We start from the raw sequence: 25939 nt of genomic DNA on the forward strand, positions 1-25939 counted from the left end.
CCCCCAACTTTCCCCCCTGAACGAACGTCCGAGAGCCATCAGTCGGTTTTCGCCGTCGGTTCGCGATCGGGAGAGTTCGATCACTCCTCGTTGTATGCATCGGTTGAATCCTCTCACGAGTCCCGCAATCCCAGTGGGAGTATCGCGTTCGAACTGCGGATCGACCGGCCGTTGCCAGTTTCCGTTTCGAGCCGAATCCGCTCCCCTTGCAAGCAGAACGAAACGACTCACTACTCCGACGAGACGTCTCGGCGTCCCGTCTCGCTGACCTTAATTAATTAGATGAGGGGCGCAGCAGCCCACTAATTACAGAGGAAGTATATTTAATCCCAGGCAGCGCGTACGAATCGATGGCGATCTGCGATAGTCTATCGCCACCCCCAATCCCCCACCCCCACTTTTCCCAGGACGACGCCGGGAGCGACGGCTGTTCGGCTCAGACCGGCAGATCGATCACTGCGAACCGATCGACTCCTCCCACTCGATCCAGTCCTGTTCCCAGCCGCGCCGGGATTCGGCGCGGCGCACGGCGTGTTCTCGATCCTCGCGGGCCGTCCGGTTGCGTTCGACGGCGCCCGACTGTTCGCCCTCGACCAGTAGCGGGGCGAACGAGACGGGGTCGAACTGCGATCGCCCGCCGTCGGCCGAGACGGCCTCGAGTCGCTGTCCCTGGGTCCCGCGCGGGAACACCAGTCGCCCGTCGTCGGCCAGTTGCTCGAGCAGGGCTCGCGGCGGCTCGACGGCCGCGGCTTCGAGGAGTACTCGATCGAACGGCGCGTACTCGGGGAGGCCGTCCGCGCCGTCGCGGCGGTCGACGAGGACGCCCTCGTAGCCCGCTCGAGCGAGGTTCCGGCGGGCTTCGACGACCAGCGGTCGAGAGATGTCGATGGCGTGAACGTTGGTCTCACCGACGACTTCGGCCACGACGGCGGCCGTGTAGCCGACGCCGGCGCCGACGATCAGTACCTCGTCGTCGTCCTCGAGCGCCAGTGCTTGCAGTAATCGGGCGGCCGTGCTCGGAGCGAGGACGCGCGTCCCCAGCACCACGTGTTCCCGATCGGCGTAGGCCGATCGGTCGTCCTCGAGGAACTCGTGGCGGGGGACGTCCCGCATCGCGACGGCGACGACCTCGTCGTGGAGGACGTCCTTGGCCGCGGACTCGAGGCCGTCGACCATGTCCTCGCGCAGTACCGCAGGGTCCATACTCGAGGTATCCCTCGGGCCGTTATCAATGGCGCGCTTGCGCCGCCCGGCGGGTATTGAGCGATCAATACGACGTTACTCGCCGCGTATTTCCACGAATCGGACCCCGCCGTGCTCGGTGCGCTCGAGGCTCCCGTCCTCGCGTTTCGTGGCCTCGACGAGGGTCTGGAATCCGGACCCGATCGGCGCGAGGAGCGTGCCACCGGTGCGCACCTGTTCGATGACCGGATCGGGGAACGCCGCGGTCGCACACGTGAAGTACGCGGCGTCGTAGGGCGCGTGTTCGGGCCATCCCTCGCGTCCGTCGCCCGTCCGAACGTCGACCCCGTCGTAGCCGACGTCCGCGAGTCGCTCGCGGGCCCGTTCGGCGAGATCCGCGCTGTATTCGACGGTCGCGACCGACTCGTCGCCGACGATCTCGGCCGTGACCGCGGCGTGGTAGCCACAGCCGGTGCCGATCTCGAGGACCTCGTCGCCGGGCGCGAGATCGAGCGTATCGGCCATCACGGCGACCATGTGAGGCGCGCTGATCGTCTGTCCGTCCCCGATCGGGAGGGGGCGATCATCGTAGGCGCTCGATCGGCGATCCGGCGGGACGAAGGCGTGGCGGGGGACCGATTCCATGGCCTCGAGAACGCGGTCGTCGTCGACGCGGGACGCGATGGTCCGAACCATGCGCTCGCGTGCGGCCTCGTAGTCGTCAGCGCCGGAGTCGGAATCAGCGCCGGAGCCGGAGCGGAAGTTTCGGAACATGTTCCGACGTACCGCCTCGCGAGCAATAGGCCGTGGGTGGCGAGTGCTGGCACGGTCCGAACGATTCGCGGCCGCCGGCCGAACGATTCTCGAGCGACTCGCGACCGGGTCCCGAACGCGACCCTACCAGGCCGACCAGGCGCTGGTCTGCTGGTCGTAGGCGTAGACGCGCTTCGCGTCCTTCGCGAGGATCGAATCGCCCTCCATCTCGTAGCGGTCCCGGTCGTAGGTGGCGGCGTCGCTGCGGACGACGAACGCGTCGATCTCGAACTCGTCGTCGCCGAACTGTTCGACCTCGCCGACCTCGAACTCGTAGTCGCCGGGCACGTGGACCGTGATACTGCGGCTATCGTCGCGCGAGCCGTCCTGCGGATGGACCGTGACGTTGACCGCGACGTTGTCGACCTCGCGGGTCCAGACGGTCTCGATGTCCTCGGCCGAGGCCTCCTCGCGTCGCTTGTGACCGTCGAGTTCGACGCTCGTGACCCGAACCGTCGAGAGCACTTCCTCGGTCTCGAGGATGAACTCGTCGCCGACCGCGACGGTCTCGTCTTCGGGCGTCGTCACGTTCGCCGTGAAGGACTCGCCGCCCTGAGAGACGACGACGTCGAGGGTGACCTCTCGCTCGCGCTCGGGCTGGATCTTGTGGACGTGACTGCACTCGCTACAACGAACCGTGAGGGTGCCGCCGCCTTCCGTGAGTACCTCGTGGACCGTCTCGAGGTCCGGCGAGCACGAAGGACAGGGCGTCGGAACCCGATCCGGAATTTCGCTCATAACCGCTCTAGACGCTACGCACCTAAAAAGCGATTGAAGCCGTCGTCCCCCCGACCGCCGAGCGAGATCGCATCGGACGAGGTCGAGTCGACCGCGGAAGCGGTTCGGCCCACGACTCGTCTCGAGACGATCTAGTTCCCCTGAATCGCGTCGATGACCATCGCCGCGGCGACGACGGGCTCTTTCGGGACGGAACTGGCGTCGTCGATAGTGATATCGTAGCGATCGCGCAGCGAGAGTCGTCCGCTGATCGAGCCGACGTGAGCGCCCGCCGCGTCGGTGATCTCGTACTTGTGCGGAATCCACTCGCCGAACGGGACGACGTTCCGGACCAGCGTCACGAGCGCACCGCGGGAGTTGATCTCGGCCAGTCTCTCCTCGGTAATCGCGTCGCGGATCGTCCACGTGTCCCGAAGCAGCGAGTAGTCGTTATCCAAAACGACGAGGTCTTCACCGGTCTGGGCGTCCGAGAGCACATAGTTGCCCGCGACGTCCATGATCCCTCCGGCCTTCACGGTGAACACCTCGTTGCCGTCCCCGTCGGTGAACGGGAACTCCTCCTTCAGCTTGAACATCTTCTGTTTCCCCTTGAGGACGGTGTTCCCGCCGGCGTCGAGCGCCCTGTACTTGTTCCGAACGAGTCCCTGTTCGACCGTGTATCGATCGTCGACGAGTTCGATCCCCTGAATATCGTACTCCCGAGTGTCGCGCATTGGTCCGAACTCTCCCTGTCACCGCTTGAATCCACTAGGTTCTCACGGATTGTCGAGATCAGGTATCGTTCAGACGAGACAGAAGTTCGGTCCGTGCGTTCAGTTCGAGGCCGGAACGACCCAGGCTCAGGCCCAGGCCCAGACCTGGACCCGGACTCGGACCTGGACCGCTCGAGTCGCGCCGTCGATCAGCCGTCGGTCGCGTTCGGAAGGTCGATCGGCTCGCCGTCGGCGTACACCGACGGTTCCCGCAGGATTCCGTCGAGGTGGATCGGCGCCTCCGTCTCGCCGCCGATCCCCGCGTTGTCGCCGATCGCGATGTGGACGGTGCCGCCGGCCTTCTCGTCCAGGAGGACGGAGCCGACGAGGTCGGTGACGGCGACGTTCGTCCCGATCCCTAGTTCCGCGAGGTTGTAGGCGGCATCACCCACGTCTTCGGCGGCGCCCTCGACCGTTTCCCGGATCTCGTCGTCGGAGATGTGCGTGACCAGTCCGTCCTCGACCTCGAAAGTGAGTCGCTGCCCGTCCTCGAGCAGACCGTGGGGGCGCATCGTCCCGTCGACGACGAACGTCCCGTCGGCGGTCTCGGGGCTGACGAAGACCTCGCCGGCCGGCAGGTTCGACATCTGGCCGGCCTCGTGGACGATCCCGGTATCCGAGAGCCACTCCCGGTCGCCGATGCCGAACGTGACGTCCGTCCCGGCGGACGTGGTCACGCGGACCTCGTCGGCGTCGGCCACCTGCTCGAGGACGTCCTCGCAGTGGGCGGCGATCGACTCGTAGTCGGCCGCCAGTCCCGTCGTGAAGACGTCCTCGGTGATCCCCGGGAGCGTCGCGACGCGGGCGCCGGCCTCGTTCGCCTCGGTGCGGGCGCGCGTGTGACTCAAACTCTTCGTCGTCGGCGCGAGGACGACGTCCGCGCCGGACATCGCCGCGGCGACGGGTTCGGGCGGTTCGCCGCCGTGGGTCTCGCCGGGCGGATAGCGGACGATGACCGCGTCGTCGGTGATCTCGCCGGCGACGTCGTACAGCGCCTCCCCGATCGGTTCGCGCTCGTCGTCGGTGACGATCGCACACGATTCCGTTGCCTCGAGGGCCAGACACTGCCGCACGGCCGTCTCGGCGGCACCGCGCAGTTCGGACATACGCGTATATGTGAGTAGGGGGCCGAAAGCTATTGCCCTTGGCGTCACGTCGCGCTGTAGGTCTGATTCCCGGCGGTATCAGCGGTGAACGCGGCGGCTGCCGCGGTCGTCCCGTCTCGAGTGACGCGCCCATCTGAGTATCGATTCGCCGCCTATGACGTCGCTTCCGGCGGTTCGTCCGTGTCCACCTCCGGCATCGTGTCATCCGCGTCCGAGGGCGACCCCTCGAGTTCGGCGGGCGTCCCGAAGACGTGGATCCTGTCGCCGGCCTCGAGCGGTTCCCTGTCGGCCGGCAGCGACACGATCTCGTCGCCGCGTTCGATCGCGAGCACGCGTCCCGGCACCCAGCCGGCGAACTCGTTCTCGAGCGGACCGCCTCCCTGGACGGTCGTCACCGTCACTGTCTCGTCGCTGGTCCTGATCGCGGCGACGAGCGCGTGGCCGCCACTCGGCGTCTCCGGACGCGTCGTGAGGCGATACCGCTGGCCGGGTTCGAACGCCTCGGCGTCGTCCGCGTCGACGAGCAGCGTCGTGATCGGTCCCCTGCTCGCTCGCAGCGTCCCCGTCGCGACGTACCGTCGCGAACCGGTCGCACTGGTCCAGACCTCGACCGGATCGCCGGTGCTCGCCCGCGCCGGCGGATCGGCGACGATCGCGACGGCGACCCGATCCGGCCCCAGCGCGGGGCTGATTCCGGGCCGTCGATCGCCGACCGCGACGGCCTCGACGGCACCGTCCTCGGCGAGTTCCGCGCGGACATAGCCGATGCCGAAGTCGGACTCGAGGCGCGTCTCGAGTCGGGACCGAAGGTCGGGGACCGACAGGTCGTTGGGGAACAGGAATCGCCGCCCCGCGAGGTCTCGCTTGAGACCCTTGTCGACGGAGGGGTACCCCTCGGCGTCGTCGATCGACTCGGGGAGGGTGATCGCGACGGCGAGTCCGGCCGAGCGGACGAGGTCAGTGGCCGGTCCGTCGGTCTCGAGTCTCGTCACGTCGTAGACGCCGCACGCGAGCCGGTCGCCGAGTCGATGGCCGCCGGCCGCAGCGATGAAGCCGGCGGTCAGTAGCCCGAGGAGGTAACTGGCAGACGTGTAGTGGATCAGCGGCGAGTCGACGACGACCTCGCCGTGGCGAATCGCCTCGAGGACGAGCCAGCCGGACGGGAGGGCGAGTCCGGCGAGGGCGGCCGCCCCGACCGGCAGTTTCCGAACGGTCGCTCCCCGATAGGCGAACGCGGCCGCGAGCGCGCCGACGCCCGCCAGCAGTCCGTACCCGAGGATGCCGAGCAGGGCCGTCCGCGTCCACTCGATCGACGTCGAACCGCCGAACGCGTCACCGCTCTGGAGGAGTTCAGCCGCGCCGATCGCCTCGAGCGGGATCACGATCGTCATCAGTAGCTCACCTCGATCGCTCGTCGGTCGCGGCCGTCCGAGTCCGATTTCGTCTCGAGGGCGTCCCCGTCGGTCCCGAGGAGGAACGCCTCCGTACCGACCGTGATCGCTGTCGGATCGGGGTCGAACTGCCACGGCCCCTCGCTCATCGTCGCGCCCGGACGGGCGGTCTCGTCACCGGTGTCGGCGGCGGCGTCGAGGCCCTCCCGACGGACCGCGAACGCCTCGAGGTCGACCGCGTCGCTGTCGATCGCCTCGAGTATCGGTTCGGTCAGCGTCACATTGCGGATCGCCGTCCCGTCGCGTTCGAGCAGCGAGACGGCGTCGAATTCGCGGGTGGTCTCGCCCGGTTCGACGACGATCCGCGCCCGATCGGCCTCGAGAAGCGTCTCCGCGTCCGTCGTCGGCACGGCGACCGTGACCCGGCCCTCACCGCCGCGGACCGCGGCCGCCGGCCGAGCCGTTCCGCCGGTATCGCTATCGTCGGCTGCAGGAGTCTCGGTCGCGTCCGGCGCGACGCGTCCACCGTCCGCGACGATATCGTCGCGGACGGTCGCGCTGAGGACGGTCCCGGCGACGGTCGTCGCCTCGGTCACCGCGCGCACGTCGTCGCCCGGCGCGAGCCCCGTCGGGAGGAGCGCCCGGACCGACACGGCGCGCCAGCCGCTCGGAACCTGCTTCGCGATGCCGTTCGTCGGCGGCGCCGCAGTGATCGTCGCCCGCCCCCGCCCGTCGACGGCGACCGACACCGACTCGAGACCGTCGGTCGTCGCCAGTCGGTCCTCGAGGCGCCGTTCGAGTTCCGAGCGCGGTAGATCCGCCGGCAGTCGCCACGCGCCGTCCTCGAGGGCCGCCCGGAGCTCCGGATCGAGCGGCGGATACCCCTCGAACGCGCGGACGTCGCCGCTGGCGCGGACCGTCACCTGGCCCATCGCGTCGACCGCGTCGATCGCGTCGCCGGATAACGGCTGGCCGCGCTCGACGGGCAGCGACGTCTCGCGCGGGAGTTCGGTCGCGAGTCGCCAGCCGAGACGCCCCGCGTAGGCGGCGACCACCCCGACGACGAACAGCGCCGTCGCGATGCGGACCGCCTGCGCCGACAGGGGATCGACGTCGAAGACGCCGATCGCGTCGCCGATTCCCCCGGCCAGCGGGACCGCGATCAGGACCGACGCGAACCGCGGCAGTCGTCGCCGCCGGGCGTAGCCGAGGCCGATCGCGACCGCCGCGACGACGGCCGCCGTCGCGACGGCGATCAACAGGCCATACGAGACGCCGATCAGCGATTCGTACGCTACCGTATCCATAGCGTCTCAACTCGTGTCACCGTACCGGTTCGATAGGCAGTCTTTCTCGAGGGACCGCCGGACATCACCAGTCGCTTTCCGGCGGGTCGCCACTGGGCGCATGACTTCCGCGATCGCCGCCTCCGACGGAAGCGACTGCTCGATCCGCGAGCAGTGCCTCCAGTTTGCATCTCCTTGCGGGGCATACCGCTATTCCCTCGCTTATTATACTTAAACTATGGCAGAAAATTATAACTTCAACTATAAGGATATTATTCCCATGAGCTTCGTAATTGGACGCGGCGACGACTTGGCGGAGGGGCCCGCGGGCCACGTCGGTCGGTACCGGGCGCTCGACGGGAGCGAAGGCGCGGATCTCTTTCTCGATCTCGACGGTCCACACGCCATGCTCGTCGTCGGCAAACGCGGATACGGAAAGTCGTTCACGATGGGGGTCATCGCGGAGGAACTCGCGCGGTCGGAGGGCGTCGCGCCCGTGATCGTCGATCCGATGGGCGTCTTCGACACGTTGGCCGCCGACGCCGAGGGCGATCCGGTGCCCACCGAGGTCGTCGCCTCGCCGGCGGTCGAAGCGACGTCGCTCGATCCGCAGTCGTGGTGTGCGCTGTTGGATCTCTCGCCGGAGAGCGGCGCCGGGAGCCTCGTCTGGCAGGCGGCGACCGAATCGGAGACCATCGCCGCTATGCGCGACCACGTCGAGGCGACCGACGCGCCCGACGCGGACAAACGCGCCGCCGTCAACCACCTGAATCTCGCGGCGTCGTGGGACGTCTTCGATCCGGACGGCCTCTCCGCGACCGACCTCGGCGGCCCCGAGGTGACGATCGTCGACGTCTCCGGCCTCGAGGCTCGAGCCATGAACGCCGTCTGTCGCGGCGTCGGCGAGGCGCTCTACCGGGCTCGAGTCCGCGAGACGATCGATCGCCTGCCGTGGCTGCTGCTCGACGAGGCCCACACCTTCTTCGAGGGCGTGGCCGAGCCGGCTCTGCAGACGATTCTCACGCGCGGCCGCGCGCCGGGTGTCAGCCTCGTGACCGCGACCCAGCGACCCAGCGCCGTCCCGCCGGTGGGCATCTCCCAGTCGGACGTGCTCGTCTCGCACCGGCTCACCTCGGCGGCCGACCTCGAGGCGCTCGAGAGCGCCCAGCCGACGTATATGAACGAGTCGCTGGACGATCGGATGCCAACGGAACCCGGCGAAGTGGTCATCGTCGACGACGCCACGGAGACGATTCACGCCGCGCAGGTCCGGTGGCGGGACACGCCCCACGGCGGCGACAGTCCGCGCGCGAGCGACACGCGGCAGTACTCCGGCACCGGCGCGGAGACTGATACCGCTCCGACGGTCGGCACGGACTGAACCGATCACGTCCCGTTCCGACCGAGTCGACCGGCCGTCGCTCCGACCGAATCGAGCGCTCGCTGCTCGAGGGAGCCAGCTCCGCGCTGCTGCTTCCGTTCTTCGTGTTGAGGTTTAAATGGAAACGGGAGCGAAGAGAGACTATGGCCGATATCGACCGAATCGATCATCGTCTCGCCGCCGTCGAACGGGCCGTCATCGACGGCGACTACGAAGTCGATGAGCTGGGGGACCTGGCGGCGCTCACCGAGACCGTCGAGCGCCTCGAGGTACGGGTCGACGAACAGGAACGGCGGCTCGCGGCCCTCGAGGCGAAGACGGAGTCGCTGACCGGGTTCGTCGACACCGTCGAGTCGGTCAACGACGACGTCGAACGGCAGGCCGCGACGGCCGTCGCGACCGTCGACCGACTCGAGGATCGGATCGACGAACTTGAATCGGCGCTTGAAGCGGTTCGGCCGGAAACCGCCGATGCCGGGGCGGGAGCCGGGCGGTCGAAAGCGTCGACTGACGGTGACTCCGATCTCGACGCCGAGAGACGGAACGCGGCGTCGGCCTCGACCGAAGTCACGTTCTCCGAACGGGAGACGGCAGCGAGCGACGACGGAGCGAGTACGCCGGAGCACACGGTCTCGGAGATCGGCGGCAGTGGTGACGGTGACGCCGACAGCGATTTCGAATGGGGTGCCGAGGAGTCGGCCGCAGACGGGAGCGCCGCGGAGTCCCCGGCCAGCGGTCCCGGTGCGGCCGGGACCAACGCGGCCGAGCAGGAGTCCGTCGATCGATCGCTCGACGAGTCGGCGAGCGATCGATCCGAATCGGCAACCGATGAGACGGCGGCTGCGGATGCCGACGACGGGAAACCGCCCGACTCAGACGGGCTCCTCTCGTCGGTCCGCTCCAAACTACCGTGATCCGATACGTCCTCGTGGCCGCCCTCGCGGTCGCGCTGCTCGCGCTCCCGATCCCGCGATCAACTACGCCGTGACGGGGAACACGGATCGACGGGTCGTCGGTCCGCTCTCGAGTCTCGGCGGCGTCAGTCACCTGCTGAAACGACGACTCGGCGGCGAGGCCGACGGGACTGACGAGGTCGACGAGCAATAGCCGGAATCGTCCGCTATCCGGACGCGCCGTCGCTCGGCGATCAACGCGCTGCGTCTTCGCTGCCGCTCGAGCGCGACGTCTCGAGTTCGAACGACTCGACGAGCGTTCCGTCCGGTTCTCGGATCTCGCCCTCGAGACCGCTCTCACCCGCTCGCTCCTCGAGCACGGCGAACCCCGGCCGATTTCCGCGCGGATCGGCGTGGCTGCCGGGATTCAACAGGAGGACGTCCTCGGTCTCGGTTACGGACGGTCGGTGACTGTGACCGGAGACGACGACGTCGGCGTCCCGCGAGCGGCCGAACATCGCCAGCCCCGTCCCGCCGCCGTCGCGGCGGTGGGTGACGGCGAACCGGACGCCACCGGCCTCGACGACGCGGGCCGTCGGGAGTCGCTCTCGGACGGTCGCGCCGTCGGCGTTGCCGTGGACGGCGTAGAGGAGGTCGCACTCCTCCTGAAAGGCCTCGAGGGAAGACTCGCTCGTGAAATCGCCGGCGTGAATCACCGCGTCGGCCTCGCGGGCCGCGGTGAGGGCCTCGCCCTCGAGTCGGTGGCCGTCGCCGCTGTGCGTGTCCGAGAAGATCGCGATCATGGTCGCCCTTCGACCGTCGGCGACAGGTCGCTTTCGGATGCGGTCGCGCCGGCGTTCGGATCGTCAGAGAGGCGTCCGAGGCGCTCGAGACGGGTCGAAACCGGCTCTAGAACGCCTTAGATTTTAGGATCGGTCCTCCGTAGTCCCCAGCGATGGCCAGTAGCACCTCCGTCGTCCTCGCCGCACTGTTCGCGAACGGCGCGATCGCGATTCTGAAGTTCGGCGGGTATCTGCTGACGGGCAGTCCCGCGATGCTGTCAGAGACGTACCACTCGATCTCGGACACGGGCAACCAGATTTTCCTGCTCGTCGGAATCAAGTACGGCGCACAGGAGGCCACCCGGAGCCACCCGTTCGGCCACGGGAAGGCGCAGTTCTTCTACAGCCTGCTGGTCAGTATCATGCTCTTCGGCATCGCCGGCTGGGAGAGCGCTCGGCACGGGTACGACGCGCTGACCCACGGCGGCGTCCACCGCGCCGCCGGAGACGTCACGCTATTGGGACAGACCTTCGATCCGGTCTACGTCAACTACGCGGTGCTGCTCGGGGCGATCGCCTTCGAGTCCTACGCGCTCTGGAAGGCCTACCAGGGCATCAGCCGTCAGATGGACGAACACGGCTGGGAAACCCTCCGCGAGGCGTTCAGCAAGACCAGCGACGTGACGACGCTGACCGCGCTCACCGAAGACACCATCGCGCTAGCCGGCGCGGGGATCGCCCTCTTCGGGATCTATCTCACCAGGACCACCGGGAACCCGATGTACGACGCCGGCTCCGCCCTGCTCATCGGGATCATGCTCATGGGATTCGCGGTCGCGCTCGCGTGGCAGAACAAGCGGCTCATCCTCGGGGAGAGCCTGCCCAAGGAGGACGAGGACGAACTTCGGCGAATCGTCGCCGACTGGGAGGGCGTTACCGAACTCGTCGACTTCCGGACCGTCTACTTCGGGGCCGAGGAGCTGCTCGTCACCGCCGACGTCGCGTTCGAGCCCGATCTCGACGCCGAGACGATCAACGAGCGCATCACGGACCTCGAGCGCGCCCTGACGGAGCACGACGGTCAGATTCAGAAGGTGTACATCGAGCCCGAAATCTAAGCGTCGGTCGCGTTACGCGTTCGTTCCCGCGGATTCGTCGTCCCGGTCGTCGTAGCCCGCGACGACCGTCGACCCCGGCGGTCGATCGTTGAGCAGGGCCGTCACCGTCGTCTCCTCGAGATCGACCGTCGACTCGAGCGGTTCCCACCCGTCATCGGTTTCGACGGCGACGGCGACGTCCGTCGGACTCGCCCCGGGCGGGAGCTTCGCGGGATCGTAGACGAGCGTGATCTCGACGGCCTCGATGGCCTTCAGCTCGTCGACGGCCGTCAGCTCGACGGGGTCGGCGAGGGCGTCGACCGGCCCCTCGTCCCCGCTCTTTTCGAGCCCGAACGCGTCGGGGACGACGCCCGCGACGACGGCGACGCGAGCGCCGACCTGCTCGAGTGTGTACTCCGCGACGTTACTCGAATCGTATCCGGGGATTGCCATGTCTGGAACGAGGGACGCGACACGCTTGTCGCTGTACCCCGCGATAGCCGGCCCCGTTATGTCCCACCGATTCCACGCCCGCCAGCGTCGAGCGAACGACGGACGAACATCCGAGAGCCGCTCCCGCCGTCGATCGGGAGCGGCCGATCGGGACACCGCGCCGAGACGAACCCTTTTATCGTAGCGGGATCCAATCACTCACCGTGTCCGAGACAGCCGGGTACATGCGCTTTTTCCCGTACGATCAGCCGTACGAGAACCAGCGCGAGGCGATGGACCGCATCCACAACTCGCTGACCCGCGGCCAGAACGTCCTCTTCGAGGGGGCCTGCGGGACCGGGAAGACCCTCTCGTCGCTCGTCCCCGCCCTCGAGGTGGCCCGCGAGCAGGACAAGACGGTCGTCATCACGACCAACGTCCACCAGCAGATGCGCCAGTTCGTCGCCGAGGCCCGCGCGATCACCCGCGAGGAGGACATTCGGGCGATCGTGTTCAAGGGTAAATCCTCCATGTGTCACATCGACGTCGGCTACGAGGAGTGTCAGGCGTTGCGCGACAACACCCGCGCCGTCGTCGACGCCGAACGCGACAAGCGCCAACTCGAGCGCCGCCAGCGCGAACTGCTGGAGGAGAGCCAGGGCGGCGACGGCTCGGCGGCCGACGCGCGCTCGGCGGTGATGGACGAACTCGAGTCGATCGAGGAGCGACTGGACGATCTCGAGGAGCAGAACGTCTGCGACTACTACCGCAATAACCTGACCGAGGATACGGACGACTTCTTCGCGTGGCTCTTCGACGACGTTCGCACGCCCGACGAAATCTACGAGTACGCGGAACGACAGGAGTTCTGCGGCTACGAACTCCTGAAGGAGGGGATCGAGGGCGTCGATCTGGTCGTCTGCAACTACCATCACCTGCTCGATTCCACCATTCGAGAGCAGTTCTTCCGCTGGCTCGGCCGCGATCCGGAGGACGTCATCGCCGTCTTCGACGAGGCCCACAACGTCGAGGACGCCGCCCGCGAGCACGCGACCCGGACCTGCTCCGAGCGGACGTTCGACTCGGCGCTGGACGAGTTGGCCGACGCCGACGACCCGCGCTCCGAGGACGCCGCGAACGTCCTCTCGGCCTTCCACCGCGCGCTCGTCGAAACGTACGAGGACTCCTTCGGCTTCGGCGAGCGCGAGCGGATCGACGAGAACTGGGAAGACGTCCCCATCGCCAACGAGGACCGCAAGGACGACCTCACCCTCGAGTTCCTCCAGCGGTACTCCGGCCGGGGGATCGAGGACGACCTGGAGGCCGCGATGAAACTGGGCCAGGAACTCGACGAGCAGTACGAGGAGGCCTACCGCGAGGGCGAGAGCGCCACACGAACGGAGTGTCAGACCCTCCAGGCCGCGGCCTTCGTCAGCGCGTGGATGAACGAGGGGAGCAAGGAGGGGCTGTATCCGGTCGTCTCCGTCACCCGCGACGCGGGAACCGACGAGATCTACGGCCGCGCGGAGCTCTACACCTGTCTCCCCCGGCAGGTCACGGGCCGGCTGTTCGAGGAGGTGTACGGAACGATCCTGATGAGCGCGACGCTCCAGCCGTTCGACGTCACCGAGGACGTGCTCGGCCTCGAGGACCCCGTGACGATGGCCTACGGGCTCCAGTTCCCCGCGGAGAACCGGCGCACCTACGCCGTCGAGACGCCGCCGCTGTTCTCGTCGGACCGGGACGACCCCGCCGTGCAGACGGAAGTGACCGACACGATCCACGACGCCGTCCGCATGACCCCGGGGAACACCCTCGCCTTCTTCCCCAACTACGGGGAGGCCGAGCGATACGCGAAGCGACTCGAGGGGCGGACCGAAAAGACGGTCTATCTCGACGAACCGGGGACGTCCGTCGAGGAGTTGCGCCAGCAGTTCGTCGCGGACGACGGGGCAGTGCTGTGTACCTCGCTGTGGGGGACGCTGGCGGAGGGCGTCAGCTTCGACGGCGACGACGCCCAGACAGTGCTCGTCGTCGGCGTTCCGTACCCCCACCTCGACGACCGCGCCGAAGCGGTCCAGGAGGCCTACGACGCGGCCTTCGAGGGAACCGAGACGGGGTGGCGCTACGCCGTCGAGATTCCGACGGTTCGCAAGACGCGGCAGGCGCTCGGTCGGGTCATCCGCTCGCCGGAGGACGTCGGCGTCCGCGCCCTGCTCGACCGGCGCTACTCGCGGTCGGCCAAGTCCGACCTCGGCCGGTACAGCGTCAACGGCACCTTCCCCCACGAGGAACGAGAGGAGTTGATCGACATCGCCCCCGAGAAACTGAAGTTCTCGATGCTGAACTTCTACGGCGGCAACGACGCCTACGACGGCGAGACGCCGGCGCCGTAGGCTCGAACGAACGCACCCCGTCACTCGCCGTGCAGTTATTCGCTCGGTTTCGATCGGCACGTCGACGTGGCCGAGTCCGAGACCGCCCGCGCCAGTATCCGAACGTATCGAAGAACAGCTACCGGACGACCCGCGGTTCGATTTCGATCCCGTTCAGGCGGGCAACGAGACCCGGCTCACCGGAAGCTTGTAGGTACCGTCCCAGAACTCGAGTTCGCTGACCGTCCACCGGATCGGCTCGATCTCGCGGTCGGTCACCCGTTTCGCGGCCTCGAGGTCGCCGCCGCGGGCCAGCGTGACGTGGGGGACGTAGTCGCTCCCCTCGAGTCCCTCGACGGTCTCGAAGGAGTCGGTCAGGTCGGCGTGGATCGACTCGAGGCCGGGGCTCTCGACGGCGAGGTAGACGACGGGTGCGGAGCCGAGCGGCGGGTCCTCGAAGTAGTCGATCCCCGAGATTTTCGCTTCGACGGCGGGAGCGCCCTCGAGCGCGCGGTGGGCGCGGTGTTGCAGCTGGGCGACGTGGTCGGCCTCGCCGAGACGTTTGAGCAGACACGAGTGGTCCTCGCGGACGCGATCGAAGCCGACGAGTTCGGGGTAGAGCTCGTTGGCGAGCGTGCGGACGCGTCCGGGGACCGGAACGTTGACGCTGTACACTTCGGTCGACGTACGGCGTGTCTACCTATCAGTGTGCTGGTCGACGAGTCGTTCAGACCCGCTCGAGGAGCCAGAGGACGATCACGAGGGCGATCCCCAACTGAACGAGAACGAAGAACGGGCCGAGCAGGCTCGCGATACCGCCGATCACCGCCTGCAGGATCTGAAACGCCAGGAACACGGCGAGTAGCGCGAGGACGATCTTCAGGAGGGTCTCGACCTCGAGTTCGCCGCGCGAATCGTGCATACAGTCACGGACGATTGACTGTGTGAAAAATACACCGTTCCGGGCTCGGAAAGACCTATCTGGGCGGCTCTGGCATATCTCTACAATGGACCTGAAAGAGCAGGGGCGTTGGGCCCTGTTCTGGGTGCTCGTGAGAATCGGGTGCATGCTCGTGGTGGTCTCTGCGGCCTCGATCGGCGCCGTCGGCGGCGCTGGAGCCCAGGGGGCGACCCCGCAGGAGGCGGACAGCGCGAGCGACCGCCTCGACGCGGCCGACGAGATTCACATCGACGTCTTCGTCCACGAAAACGGGTCGGCGACGTTCGTCGTCGACTACCGGTTCGAGAATCAGACCGACGAGGAGTGGAGCCGACTCAGTAGCGACATCCAGTCGAATCAAGCGGTGTACGCCGACAGTCAGGAAGACCGATGGACCGACATCCTCCGCGAGGGGGAAAACGCGACCGAGCGGGACATGGCGATCGAGAACGTCACCGTCGCGACGGACAACAGCTCCGCGCCGCGAGAGATGGGCCACGCCATAGTGACGTTCGAGTGGGACTCGTTCGCCTACCCGCAACTGACCCAGATCGAGGCCGGGTCGGCGCTCGCCGGCCTCTCGCTGCCCAGCGGGACCTGGTTACAGGTGTACGCGCCCGAAGGGTACACTATCGACGAGGTCAGTCCGCAACCCGAAGGGAACGACGGGTCGGTGACCGGCAACTCCGAAGACAACGAACTCGAGTCGGTCCGGTGGGGCGATTCCGGCGACCCGTTCTCGTCGACGGCGCCGACGATCGTCATGATCGAAGAGAGCAACGAGACCGAACAACCGGCAGCGGCCGGTCCCGAGACCGACCGGTCAGTGCCGTGGCCGCTCGTCCTCGTCGCCCTCGCCCTCCTCGCGACCGTCGGGGCCGCCGGCTGGTGGCTCAGGGGGGATCGGGGCGACGAACGGACGGCCAGCGCGACGAACGGGGGATCGACGACGAACGCCACCGCTCCCGGACTCGAGGACGAGACCCCGCCCCCAGAACTACTCAGCAACGAGGAGCGGGTCCTGCAGTTGCTCGAGAAGCGGGGCGGACGGATCAAACAGCAGGAGGTCGTCTCGGAACTGGACTGGACCGAGGCCAAGACGAGTCAGGTCGTCAGCGGCCTGCGCGAGGACGAGGAGATCGAGGTCTTCCGGATCGGCCGGGAGAACGTCCTGGCGTTACCGGACGGGGAAGACGAGGAGTAGCCGCCAGCGTCCGCCGCCGCTCATCCGTGCAGTGGGTTGCCATCCCACAGGCTGCTCGCGGCCTGATACCCGCGATATTTGCGAGGTAGCAGGATTTAATACCGATGATGGTCATAGAACTACCAATGAGTCACACCGTCGGCGCCACGACCGCCGTACCCGGTACCGGCGGGGCTGTTTCTCCGCGGCGACCGCGACGACGACGGCCGGGCCGTTGAGCCCGACTACTACCCTACTCCCCTCGACCCGGTTCGTTCCAACGATCCAGCAAACGCAGAATTTTCAATTAGCAGCCGCTCTACCGCTAATTTACGCGTCTCAAACCAATGAGCTTAAGTCCCTCCTACCGCTTCCCTCACATACGACATGACCCGCGTGGCACTTGCGTTCTCGGGCGGCCTGGACACGACTGTCTGTGTCCCCTTGCTCGAGGAAGAGTACGGATACGACGACGTTATCGGCGTCACGGTTGACGTCGGCCAGCCGGCTTCCGAGTTCGAGGAAGCCGAAGAGACCGCCGACGCGCTCGGCCTCGAGCACTACGTCGTCGACGCGAAAGAAGAATTCGCCGACCTCTGTCTCGACGGCGTTCGCGCGAACGCGACCTATCAGGGCTACCCGCTGGGGACGGCGCTGGCCCGACCGGTGATCGCGGAAGCGATCCTCGAGGTCGCCGAAGAACAGGACTGTACCGGCATCGCCCACGGCTGTACCGGCAAGGGCAACGACCAGCTCCGGTTCGAGGCCGTCTGGCGCGACTCCGATCTCGAAGTCATCGCTCCCGTGCGCGAGCTCGGCCTGACCCGCGAGTGGGAACAGGAGTACGCCGCGGAGAAGGACCTGCCCGTCGAGGGCGGCAGCGGCGGCGACTGGTCGATCGACACCAACCTCTGGAGTCGCTCCGTCGAGGGCGACGAGCTCGAGGACCCCAACTACGTCCCGCCGGAGGAGATCTACGCCTGGACCCAGGCGCCGACCGGCGAGACCCAGGAGATCGAGATCACCTTCGAGAAGGGCTACCCCGTCGCCGTCGACGGCGTCGAGTACGAGCCCGTCGAACTCATCGAACATCTCAACGGCGTGGCCGGGGCCTACGGCGTCGGCCGCACCGACTCGATGGAGGACCGCATGCTCGGGCTGAAGGTCCGCGAGAACTACGAGCACCCCGCGGCGACGACGCTGCTCAACGCCCACGAGGCGCTCGAGGGGCTCGTCCTGACCCAGGAGGAGCGCGAGTTCAAGCAGCTGATCGACCAGAAGTGGTCGAAGAAGGGCTACGAGGGCCTGATCGACGCGCCGCTCGTGGACGCGCTCGAGGGCTTCATCGCCGAGACCCAGAAGCGCGTCACCGGAACCGTCACGATCCGCTTCGAGGGCGGCCAGGCCCGCGCGGTCGCACGCGACAGCAAGTTCGCGGCCTACTCGGCCGAACACGCCTCCTTCGACACGGAGACGGTCGGGAAGATCAAGCAGGAAGACGCCACGGGCGTCGCGAAGTACCACGGCTTCCAGCGCCGCCTCGCGAACGAGGCGATCGCGGCCAACGCCGAGGACGTCGAGAAGCCGGAACTCGCCACCGACGGAAGTGGCGACGAGGAAGACGAGGAATAACGATGACCGAGGAGAGCGCTCAGGACGACGGTTCCGAGCCCGCAGTGGAAACGGACGGAAGCGGCGCAACCGACGAGGGCGTCGTCCGACGGGACCGCTTCAGCGGCGGCCCCGCCCGGAGCTTCCTCTCCTCGCTCGCAGCGGACGAACGCATCTTCGAGGCCGACCTCGAGGTCGACCGCGCCCACACGGTCATGCTCGCCGAGCAGGGGATCATCGAGGACGACGTGGCCGGGCAGATCCTCACGGCGCTGGACGCCATCGAGGTCGACGGTCACGGCTCCCTGCCCGACGGCGAGGACGTCCACGAGGCCATCGAGACGGCCGTCATCGAGCGCATCGGCGCCGAGGGCGGCAAGATGCACACCGCACGTTCGCGCAACGACGAGGTCGCGACCTGCATCCGGTATCGCCTCCGCGAGGACGTCCTCGAGGCCATCGAGACGACGCTGGCGCTGCGCGAGTCGCTGGTCGCGGTCGCCGACGCGCACGCGGAGACGATCATGCCCGGCTACACCCACCTCCAGCCCGCCCAGCCGACCACCGTCGCCCACTGGGCGCTGGCCTACGAGGGCGCGGTGCGCCGCGACACGGCGCGGCTGCTCGAGGCCTACGATCGGATCAACGAGTCGCCGCTGGGCGGTGCAGCGTTCGCCGGCACCACGTTCGACATCGACCGCGAGCGGACAGCCGAGTTACTCGGCTTCGAAGGGGTCGTCGAAAATTCGATGGACGCCTCCTCGAGCCGGGACTTCCTGCTCGAGACGACGCAGGCGCTGTCGACCCACGCGACGACGCTGTCGGGGCTCGCCGAAGACGTCGTCATCTTCGCGAACCGCGGCTTCGTCGACCTCTCGGACGACTACTCCTCGACGTCGTCGATCATGCCCCAAAAGAAGAACCCCGACACGCTGGAGCTCGTCCGCGCGGTCGCGGGCGACGCGGCCGGCGGGGTGCAGGGGCTGACGACGACGCTCAAGGGACTGCCCCGCGCGTACAACCGCGACCTACAGCGGGCGACGGCCCACGCCTGGGAGACCGTCGACGCCGTGACGGAAGCCAGCGAGGTCGCCGCCGGCGCGGTCGCGACGGCCGACTGGAACGAGGAGACGCTCGCGGCGGAAGCCGGCGAGGGGTTCTCGACGGCGACCGGCGTCGCCGACCTGCTCGCGGCCAACGGCCTCCCGTTCCGAACGGCTCACGAACTGGTCGCGCTCGCCGCGGAGAACGGGGGCGACTACGACGCGCTCGAGGCCGCCGCCAGAGACGTCCTGGGCGAACCCCTCGAGTCGCTGGTCGATTCCGACGCCGTCGAGGAGGCGCTCGATCCCGCCGCGAGCGTCGCGAGTCGCGACTCGCAGGGCGGCCCCGCCCCCGAAGCGGTCGCCGACCAACTCGAGGCGGCCCGCGACGCGCTCGCAACTGACGAAGAGACCCTCGAGGAGACGGACGCGGCGCTCGAGGCGGCCCACGAGGACCTCCGCGAGGAGGTGAACGGCTATGTGTGAGGGCGTTCCCGCCATCGCTGCGCGTTCACCGCGATCGCCCCGACTGCCGTCGGTCGCGGGTCCGTCCGGACGGACCTGTGAGCGAGCGGGAGCTCCGCTCCCGCCACCGTCCCCGCGAGGGGACAAACTACTCATCAAATGATATGTCAAAATAAATCCGCGGTGTGATGCCGTCAGTGGTCCGTTAGCGGGCAGTGCAGTTTATGTAATTTTGCTGTTAATTTCGAAGGCTTTAAGGGATCCCGGGTCCGAGTTGGAGGTACAATGACCGAATGCGTCGAGTGTGGGGCTGAGGTGTCCCTGCACGACGATCTGGAGGTTGGAGAGATCGTTGACTGTACCACGTGCGGAGCAGAGCTGGAAGTCGTCGACACCGAGCCGCCAGTCCTCGAGCGAGCCCCGGAGCTCGAAGAGGACTGGGGTGAGTGACCTTGCAAGTAGGAATACTCTATTCCCGGATCCGCAAGGACGAGAAGCTCCTGCTCAACGAGCTGCGCGAGCGCGATCACGAGATCGAGAAGATCGACGTTCGCAAACAGACGTTCGACATCAGCGAGGCGCCCGCGGAGTTCGCGGACCTCGACATCGTCGTCGACCGCTGTCTCGCCACGAGTCGGAGCCTGTACGCCACGCAGTTCTTCGAGGCGTACGGCATCCCCGTGGTCAACAGCCACGAGACCGCGGACATCTGCGCCGATAAGGTGAAGAACAGCCTCGCGCTCGAGAAGGCGGGCGTGCCCACGCCCGCGACGAAGGTCGCGTTCACCAAGGAGTCCGCGATGGAGGCCATCGAGGAGTTCGGCTACCCCTGCGTCCTCAAACCCGTCGTCGGGTCGTGGGGACGCCTGATGGCCAAGATCGACTCGAAGTCGGCCGCGGAGGCCATCTTAGAGCACAAGTCCACGCTGGGCCACTACGAGCACAAGGTGTTCTACGTCCAGGAGTTCGTCGAGAAGCCCGGACGCGACATCCGCGTGCTCGCGACCGACGGCGAACCCATCGCCGGCATGGTCCGGTCCTCGGACCACTGGATCACCAACGCCGCGAAGGGCGCCGAGACGGACGTCTTCGAGCCCGACGAGGAAGCGAGAGAACTCGTTCAGAAAGCGAGTGACGCCGTCGGTGGCGGCCTCCTCGGGATCGACCTCATGGAGACCGAAGACGGGTACACCGTCCACGAGGTCAACCACACGGTCGAATTCAAGGCGCTCGACGGCGCCGTCGACACCGACGTCGCGGCCACCGTCGTCGACTGGCTCGAGACGAAGGCGGACGCCGCGACCGAGGACGAACTCGAGGTGAGCGCCTGATGGCGGTCGGCACCGAGACCGGCGCCGACGCGAACGCCGAGACCGTCACCGCGACGGTCATCGGCGGCTCGGGCTTCACGGGCGGCGAGCTCCTTCGCCTGCTCGCGGGCCACCCGAACTTCGAGCTCACGGAGGTCACCAGCCGCTCGAAGGCCGGCAAGAGCGTCGGCTCCGTCCACCCGCCGCTTCGCGGCACGGACCTGCGCTTTACCGAACCCGAGGACCTCGAGTCGGTCGACGTCCTGTTCGCGGCGACGCCCCACGGCGTCTCGATGGGACAGATCGACGAGTTCTTCGAGATCGCCGACACCGTCGTCGACCTCTCGGCCGACTTCCGCCTCGAGAGCGAGGACCAGTACGACGAGTGGTACGACGGCCACGAGGCCCCCGAGTACTTAGAGAAGGCCGAGTACGCGCTCCCGGAGATCAACCGCGAGAACCTCAAAGGCGCGGGCCTGATCGCCGGCGGCGGCTGTAACGCCACTGCCACCATTCTGGGACTGTATCCGCTGTTCGAACACGACATCCTCGAGGGCGGCGAGCAGATCGTCGTCGACGTCAAGGTCGGCTCCTCCGAGGGTGGCGCCGGCGGCGGCGAGGCTTCCTCGCACCCCGAGCGCTCGGGCGTCGTCCGTCCCTACGCGCCGACGGGCCACCGTCACGAGGCCGAGATCGAGCAGTTCCTCGACACGAGCGTGTCGTTCACCTGCCACGCCGTGGACATGATCCGCGGCGCCAGCGCGACGAACCACGTCTTCCCGTCGGGGCCCGTCTCGAAGGGCGACCTCTGGCAGGCCTACCGCGCGTGTTACGAGGACGAGCCGTTCGTCCGGATGGCCGCCGGCGGCTCCGGCGTCTATCGGTATCCGGAACCGAAATCGGTCGCGGGGACGAACCTCGCCGAGGTCGGCTTCGAACTCGACCCCTCGAACAAGCGCGTCGTCGTCTTCTCGGCGATCGACAACATGATGAAGGGATCCGCGGGCCAGGCGGTCCACGCGGCCAACATCGCGCTCGGTCTCGAGGAGACGGCCGGACTCGAGTTTGCGGGGATGCACCCCGTGGGGGCACCCTGAAATGACTGTAGTCGTCAAGATCGGCGGCGCTCGCGCCGTCGATCCCGAGGGTGCGCTCGCCGACGTCGCGAGTCTCGTCGAGGACGGCGAGGACGTCGTCCTCACGCACGGCGGCTCGACCGCCGTCGACGAGACCCTCGAGGAACTCGGCGAGGAACCGACCTACGTCGAGACGCCCGGCGGCGTCGTCGGCCGGTTTACCGACGAGCGCACCATGGACGTCTTCAAGATGGTCATGCCCGGCAAGCTCAACACCGATCTGGTCGAGAGCCTGCACAACGAGGGCGTCGACGCCGTCGGCCTCTCCGGCACGGACGGCAAACTGCTGGAGGGCAAGCGCAAGTCCGCCGTCCGCGTCAAGGAAGACGGCAAGAAGAAGATCAAGCGCGGCGACCACTCGGGCAAGATCGAGTCGGTCAACGCCGACCTGCTCGAGACGACCCTCGAGGGCGGCTACACGCCCGTCGTCTCCGTTCCCATGCTGGGCAAGGAGAAGTCCGGCGGGTACACCGCCGTCAACGCCGACGCCGACCGCGCCGCGGCCGCGATTGCGGGCGCGCTCGAGGCCGACCTCGTCGTGCTGACCGACGTCTCGGGGATCTACGAGGACCCCGACGACGAGTCCACCAAGATCGACTCGGCGTCGACGCCCGCGGAGTTCGAGAACGTCAAGGACGCCGCGGAAGGGTTCATGACGAAGAAAGTCATGGCCGCCGAAGAAGCGCTCGAGGGCGGCGCTGCGTCGGTGATCGTCGCGACCGCCAACGCCGACGAACCGATCACGAGCGCGCTCGCGGGCGAGGGGACGACCCTCGAGCCCGGCGTCTTGGATACTGAAACGGAGGAAGCAACGCAATGAGTGACCTCGACTTCGTCTCCGGCGGCAAGCCGATCGGCATCGAGCGCGGCGAGGGACCGTACCTCTACACCGCCGACGGCACGGAGTACGTCGACGCCGGCGCGAGCTTCGCGTGCACGCCGTTGGGCCACAGTCATCCCGCAGTCGTCGACGCGGTACAAGAGCAGGTCGGCGACCTGACGTTCGTCGACTCCTCCTATCCCGTTCAGGCCCGCGAGGACGCTTACGCGGCGTTCGTCGCGGCGGTTCCGGACGGCCTCGAGTCCGCCTGGTTCTGTAACTCCGGCACCGAGGCCAACGAGGCCGCCCTGAAGTTCGCCCGGTCGGCGACCGGCGAGTCGAAGATCGTCGCCGCGACCCGCTCGTTCCACGGGCGGACGATGGGCGCGCTCGCGGCGACCTGGAAGGACAAGTACAAGGAGCCCTACGAGCCGCTGGCCGGCGACGTGGAGTTCGTCCCCTACGGCGACGGCGAGGAGCTCGCCGACGCCGTCGACGACGAGACTGCGGCCGTCATCCTCGAGCCGATTCAGGGCGAGGGCGGGATCAACGTCCCGCCCGCGGGCTACCTCGAGACGGCTCGCGAACTCACCGACGAGGCCGGCGCGGCGCTCGTCCTCGACGAAGTCCAGACCGGCATGGGACGGACGGGTTCGATGTGGGCCTGCCAGAACGCGGGCGTCACGCCCGATATCCTCACGACGGCGAAGGGGCTGGGTAACGGCCTGCCCGTCGGCGCGGTCGCAGTACGGGACTGGATCGCCGACGGCGCGGCCTCGCACAACGCCACGTTCAGCGGCGGCCCCGTCGTCGCCGCGGCGGTCCACGCGACCGTCTCGACGCTGGTCGAGGAGGAGTGGCCCGCCCACGCCGCCGAGATGGGCGACTATCTCACGTCGGAACTCGAGTCCGCGCTGGGCGATTCGGTCCGCGAGGTCCGCGGCGAGGGGCTGCTCGTCGGTATCGAGTTGAAACGCGGCGCGAACCGCGTCGCCCGCGATCTGGCGATGAACCACCAGGTGCTGGCGCTGCCCGCGGGGCGGACCGTCCTGCGTCTGCTGCCGCCGCTCGTGATCGACGAGTCGGACGCGGATCGGCTCGTGAACGCACTGACCGCAGTCATCGCACCCGAAGCCGAGGCCGAATCATGAGCGCGAGCATGTCCGAACCGGCCGACGTGTCGCTCGACGAAGCGCGGCAGCTGTTGATCGACCTCGTCTCGATTCCGTCGCCGACCGGCGAGGAACGGAAGGCCGCCGAACGGCTGGTGGCCTTCTTCGAACTCCACGATCGGGAGGCCTGGATCGACGAGGTCGGCAACGTTCGCGCGCCCGCGGACGACTCGGTCCTGCTGACCTCGCACATCGACACCGTCCCCGGCGAGATTCCGGTCGAAGTGCAGGCGGCCGACGAGGCCGACGTCGAGGCCGACATCGCCGAAGAGACCGGCGAGGACGTGCTCTGGGGTCGCGGCAGCGTCGACGCTACCGGCCCGCTGGCCGCGATGGCCGTCGCCGCCGTCCGCACCGGCGTCTCCTTCGTCGGCGTCGTCGGCGAGGAGACGAACTCGCGAGGGGCCCGTCACCTCGTCGCCGACCGCGAGGAGCCCGACGCGGTCGTCAACGGCGAACCGAGCGGTGCGACGGGAATCACGCTGGGCTACCGCGGCTTCCTCGCGGGTACCTACGTCGCGACCAGCGAATCCGGCCACACCTCGCGTCCCGAACCCAACGCGATCCAGCACGCGACCGAGTGGTGGACGAGCGTCGAGGACGCCTTCGAGAACGACGAGTACCAGGCCGTCTTCGAGCGCGTGACCGCAAAGCCCGTCGACATGGACGGCGGAATCAGCGAGGACGGCCTCTCAGTCGAGGCGACGCTGGACGTCCAGTTGCGGATCCCCCCGTCGCTGGACGCCGAATCGGTCCGCGAGACCGCCGAGGCCGAACTCGAGATCGGGACCGTCTCCTGGGACGAGCCGATCCCACCGGTGATGGAGAGCCCCCGAACCGAGGCCGCCCGCGCGTTCCGCGTCGCGATCCGGGAGGAGAACGGCGATCCGCGGCTCCTGCGCAAGACCGGCACAAGCGACATGAACCTCTACGCCGGCGCGTGGGACTGTCCGATGGTCACCTACGGCCCCGGCAACTCGGAGCTCGACCACGCCCCCGACGAGCGGCTCTCGCTGTCGGAGTACGACCAGTCGGTGAAGGTCTTAGAGCGCGTCGCGACGACGCTCTCCGGAGGTGACGACGAATGACGGACGAGCTGCGACACTTCCTCGACGTCGACGACGTCACGCCCGACGAACTGGACGCCGTCCTCGACCGCGCGGAAGAGTACAAACGCGCCCAGCACGCCGGCGAGGACCACGAGGACCTCGAGGGCCAGACGCTGGGCATGATCTTCCAGAAGCCGAGCACCCGGACCCGCGTCTCCTTCGAGACGGGGATGACCCAGCTCGGCGGCCACGCCGTCTTCCTCGGCGAGGACGACATCCAGCTGGGACGGGGCGAACCGCTGAAGGACACCTCGCGGACGCTGTCGCGGTACGTCGACGCCGTGATGGCCCGCGTCTTCAAACACGAGAACATCGAGGTGTTCGCGGAGTACTCCTCCGTCCCGGTGGTCAACGGGCTCACCGACGACGCCCACCCCTGCCAGACGCTCGCCGATCTGCTGACGATCCGCGAACAGGAGGGCGGCTTCGGGGACGTCTCGGCCGCCTGGATCGGCGACGGGAACAACGTCGCCCAGTCGTTCGCGCTCGGCGCCGCCCTGACCGATATGGACCTGACGGTCGCGACGCCCGAAGGCTACGGCATCGACGACGCGGTGCTCGAGCGCGCCCGCGACCTCGGCGGCGATCCGACGACCACGCACGATCCCGTCGAGGCCGCCACGGACGCTGACATCATCTACACGGACGTCTGGATCAGCATGGGTCAGGAGGACGAACGCGACGTTCGGATGAACGACTTCGAGGGCTTCCAGATCTGTGCGGACCTCCTCGAGCACGCGTCCGACGCCTCGGTGATGCACTGTCTGCCCGCCCACCGCGGCGAGGAGATCACCGACGACGTCATCGAGAGCGGCCGCTCGGTCGTCTTCGATCAGGCGGAAAACCGGCTCCACGCGCAGAAGGCGCTGCTGAGCTGGCTGCTCGAGTAGACGCGCTCGCCTCCGTCGGTCTCGCTGCGCGC

The 25939-nt window shown here is 67.9% G+C and carries 26 protein-coding genes; 15 read left to right on the plus strand and 11 right to left on the minus strand.

Annotation, left to right across the window (positions count from 1 at the left end; translation table 11 throughout):
• Nucleotides 1-453: 453 nt before the first annotated feature.
• The 7 genes from WD430_RS05820 to WD430_RS05850 form a co-directional block, all read right to left on the minus strand.
• Complete coding sequence (locus tag WD430_RS05820; protein ID WP_339105074.1) at nucleotides 454-1203, minus strand: methyltransferase domain-containing protein; 750 nt, start codon at nucleotides 1201-1203, stop codon at nucleotides 454-456.
• 75 nt (nucleotides 1204-1278) lie between these two features.
• Entirely contained in the window at nucleotides 1279-1956 is a 678-nt protein-coding gene (locus WD430_RS05825; RefSeq protein WP_339105075.1) for a protein-L-isoaspartate(D-aspartate) O-methyltransferase, read from the minus strand.
• Between the two features lie 123 nt (nucleotides 1957-2079).
• Nucleotides 2080-2733 (minus strand): HVO_0476 family zinc finger protein, encoded by a 654-nt coding sequence (locus WD430_RS05830; protein WP_339105076.1) that lies wholly within the window; start codon nucleotides 2731-2733, stop codon nucleotides 2080-2082.
• Between the two features lie 131 nt (nucleotides 2734-2864).
• On the minus strand, nucleotides 2865-3446 hold the full coding sequence (locus tag WD430_RS05835; RefSeq protein WP_339105077.1) for a hypothetical protein: 582 nt from the start codon (nucleotides 3444-3446) through the stop codon (nucleotides 2865-2867).
• A gap of 188 nt (nucleotides 3447-3634) precedes the next feature.
• Complete coding sequence (locus WD430_RS05840) at nucleotides 3635-4591, minus strand: aminopeptidase (protein WP_339105078.1); 957 nt, start codon at nucleotides 4589-4591, stop codon at nucleotides 3635-3637.
• Between the two features lie 152 nt (nucleotides 4592-4743).
• The gene (locus tag WD430_RS05845) at nucleotides 4744-5982 is read right to left on the minus strand and encodes a TrkA C-terminal domain-containing protein (RefSeq protein WP_339105079.1); all 1239 of its coding nucleotides are present in this window, start codon (nucleotides 5980-5982) and stop codon (nucleotides 4744-4746) included.
• Nucleotides 5982-7289, minus strand: a complete 1308-nt coding sequence (locus WD430_RS05850; protein WP_339105080.1) for a hypothetical protein — start codon at nucleotides 7287-7289, stop codon at nucleotides 5982-5984. Before WD430_RS05850 ends, WD430_RS05845 begins: the two co-directional genes overlap by 1 nt.
• A gap of 259 nt (nucleotides 7290-7548) precedes the next feature.
• Here WD430_RS05850 and WD430_RS05855 point away from each other — a divergent pair, with 259 nt between their 5' ends.
• From WD430_RS05855 to WD430_RS05865, 3 genes are all read left to right on the plus strand, one after another.
• The gene (locus WD430_RS05855; protein WP_339105081.1) at nucleotides 7549-8649 is read left to right on the plus strand and encodes a helicase HerA domain-containing protein; all 1101 of its coding nucleotides are present in this window, start codon (nucleotides 7549-7551) and stop codon (nucleotides 8647-8649) included.
• Between the two features lie 143 nt (nucleotides 8650-8792).
• Nucleotides 8793-9563 (plus strand): hypothetical protein, encoded by a 771-nt coding sequence (locus WD430_RS05860; RefSeq protein WP_339105082.1) that lies wholly within the window; start codon nucleotides 8793-8795, stop codon nucleotides 9561-9563.
• 70 nt (nucleotides 9564-9633) lie between these two features.
• A complete protein-coding gene (locus WD430_RS05865) occupies nucleotides 9634-9756 on the plus strand; it encodes a hypothetical protein (protein ID WP_339105083.1) in 123 nt (40 codons plus the stop codon).
• A gap of 40 nt (nucleotides 9757-9796) precedes the next feature.
• On the opposite strand, the gene WD430_RS05870 is transcribed toward WD430_RS05865, so the two are convergent.
• A complete protein-coding gene (locus WD430_RS05870; protein WP_339105084.1) occupies nucleotides 9797-10345 on the minus strand; it encodes a metallophosphoesterase in 549 nt (182 codons plus the stop codon).
• Between the two features lie 152 nt (nucleotides 10346-10497).
• On the opposite strand from WD430_RS05870, the gene WD430_RS05875 reads away from it, so the two are divergent.
• Complete coding sequence (locus WD430_RS05875; RefSeq protein WP_339105085.1) at nucleotides 10498-11442, plus strand: cation diffusion facilitator family transporter; 945 nt, start codon at nucleotides 10498-10500, stop codon at nucleotides 11440-11442.
• A 12-nt stretch (nucleotides 11443-11454) separates the two neighbouring features.
• Here WD430_RS05875 and WD430_RS05880 read toward each other — a convergent pair whose 3' ends face one another.
• Nucleotides 11455-11874, minus strand: coding sequence for a hypothetical protein (locus tag WD430_RS05880; RefSeq protein ID WP_339105086.1), 420 nt, complete (start codon nucleotides 11872-11874; stop codon nucleotides 11455-11457).
• A 203-nt stretch (nucleotides 11875-12077) separates the two neighbouring features.
• Between WD430_RS05880 and WD430_RS05885 the strand changes: the two genes are divergently transcribed.
• Complete coding sequence (locus WD430_RS05885) at nucleotides 12078-14249, plus strand: ATP-dependent DNA helicase (RefSeq protein ID WP_339105087.1); 2172 nt, start codon at nucleotides 12078-12080, stop codon at nucleotides 14247-14249.
• A 153-nt stretch (nucleotides 14250-14402) separates the two neighbouring features.
• Here WD430_RS05885 and WD430_RS05890 read toward each other — a convergent pair whose 3' ends face one another.
• A complete protein-coding gene (locus WD430_RS05890) occupies nucleotides 14403-14903 on the minus strand; it encodes a 2'-5' RNA ligase family protein (protein WP_339105088.1) in 501 nt (166 codons plus the stop codon).
• A 52-nt stretch (nucleotides 14904-14955) separates the two neighbouring features.
• Nucleotides 14956-15150 carry a hypothetical protein gene (locus tag WD430_RS05895; RefSeq protein ID WP_339105089.1) on the minus strand — a complete coding sequence of 65 codons (195 nt, stop codon included), beginning with the start codon at nucleotides 15148-15150 and terminating at the stop codon, nucleotides 14956-14958.
• Between the two features lie 85 nt (nucleotides 15151-15235).
• Between WD430_RS05895 and WD430_RS05900 the strand changes: the two genes are divergently transcribed.
• From WD430_RS05900 to argF, 10 genes are all read left to right on the plus strand, one after another.
• Nucleotides 15236-16372 (plus strand): hypothetical protein, encoded by a 1137-nt coding sequence (locus tag WD430_RS05900; protein WP_339105090.1) that lies wholly within the window; start codon nucleotides 15236-15238, stop codon nucleotides 16370-16372.
• 366 nt (nucleotides 16373-16738) lie between these two features.
• On the plus strand, nucleotides 16739-17983 hold the full coding sequence (locus tag WD430_RS05905; protein ID WP_339105091.1) for an argininosuccinate synthase: 1245 nt from the start codon (nucleotides 16739-16741) through the stop codon (nucleotides 17981-17983).
• Nucleotides 17984-17985: 2 nt separating this feature from the next.
• On the plus strand, nucleotides 17986-19491 hold the full coding sequence (gene argH / locus WD430_RS05910) for an argininosuccinate lyase (protein ID WP_339105092.1): 1506 nt from the start codon (nucleotides 17986-17988) through the stop codon (nucleotides 19489-19491).
• 264 nt (nucleotides 19492-19755) lie between these two features.
• Nucleotides 19756-19920, plus strand: coding sequence for a lysine biosynthesis protein LysW (gene lysW, locus WD430_RS05915; protein WP_005554620.1), 165 nt, complete (start codon nucleotides 19756-19758; stop codon nucleotides 19918-19920).
• Nucleotides 19917-20801, plus strand: a complete 885-nt coding sequence (lysX, locus tag WD430_RS05920; RefSeq protein WP_339105093.1) for a lysine biosynthesis protein LysX — start codon at nucleotides 19917-19919, stop codon at nucleotides 20799-20801. Before lysW ends, lysX begins: the two co-directional genes overlap by 4 nt.
• The gene (gene argC, locus WD430_RS05925; protein WP_339105094.1) at nucleotides 20801-21877 is read left to right on the plus strand and encodes an N-acetyl-gamma-glutamyl-phosphate reductase; all 1077 of its coding nucleotides are present in this window, start codon (nucleotides 20801-20803) and stop codon (nucleotides 21875-21877) included. Before lysX ends, argC begins: the two co-directional genes overlap by 1 nt.
• 1 nt (nucleotide 21878) lies before the next feature.
• On the plus strand, nucleotides 21879-22736 hold the full coding sequence (locus tag WD430_RS05930) for an acetylglutamate/acetylaminoadipate kinase (protein ID WP_339105095.1): 858 nt from the start codon (nucleotides 21879-21881) through the stop codon (nucleotides 22734-22736).
• Nucleotides 22733-23887: an aminotransferase class III-fold pyridoxal phosphate-dependent enzyme gene (locus WD430_RS05935; protein ID WP_339105096.1), complete on the plus strand. Its 1155-nt coding sequence runs from the start codon at nucleotides 22733-22735 to the stop codon at nucleotides 23885-23887. The genes WD430_RS05930 and WD430_RS05935 overlap by 4 nt, the downstream gene beginning before the upstream one ends.
• Nucleotides 23884-24996 carry a [LysW]-lysine hydrolase gene (locus WD430_RS05940; protein ID WP_339105097.1) on the plus strand — a complete coding sequence of 371 codons (1113 nt, stop codon included), beginning with the start codon at nucleotides 23884-23886 and terminating at the stop codon, nucleotides 24994-24996. The genes WD430_RS05935 and WD430_RS05940 overlap by 4 nt, the downstream gene beginning before the upstream one ends.
• Nucleotides 24993-25907 carry an ornithine carbamoyltransferase gene (gene argF / locus WD430_RS05945; protein ID WP_339105098.1) on the plus strand — a complete coding sequence of 305 codons (915 nt, stop codon included), beginning with the start codon at nucleotides 24993-24995 and terminating at the stop codon, nucleotides 25905-25907. The genes WD430_RS05940 and argF overlap by 4 nt, the downstream gene beginning before the upstream one ends.
• Nucleotides 25908-25939: the final 32 nt, after the last annotated feature.

Source organism: Haloterrigena sp. KLK7 (assembly GCF_037914945.1).
GTDB lineage: Archaea > Halobacteriota > Halobacteria > Halobacteriales > Natrialbaceae > Haloterrigena > Haloterrigena salinisoli.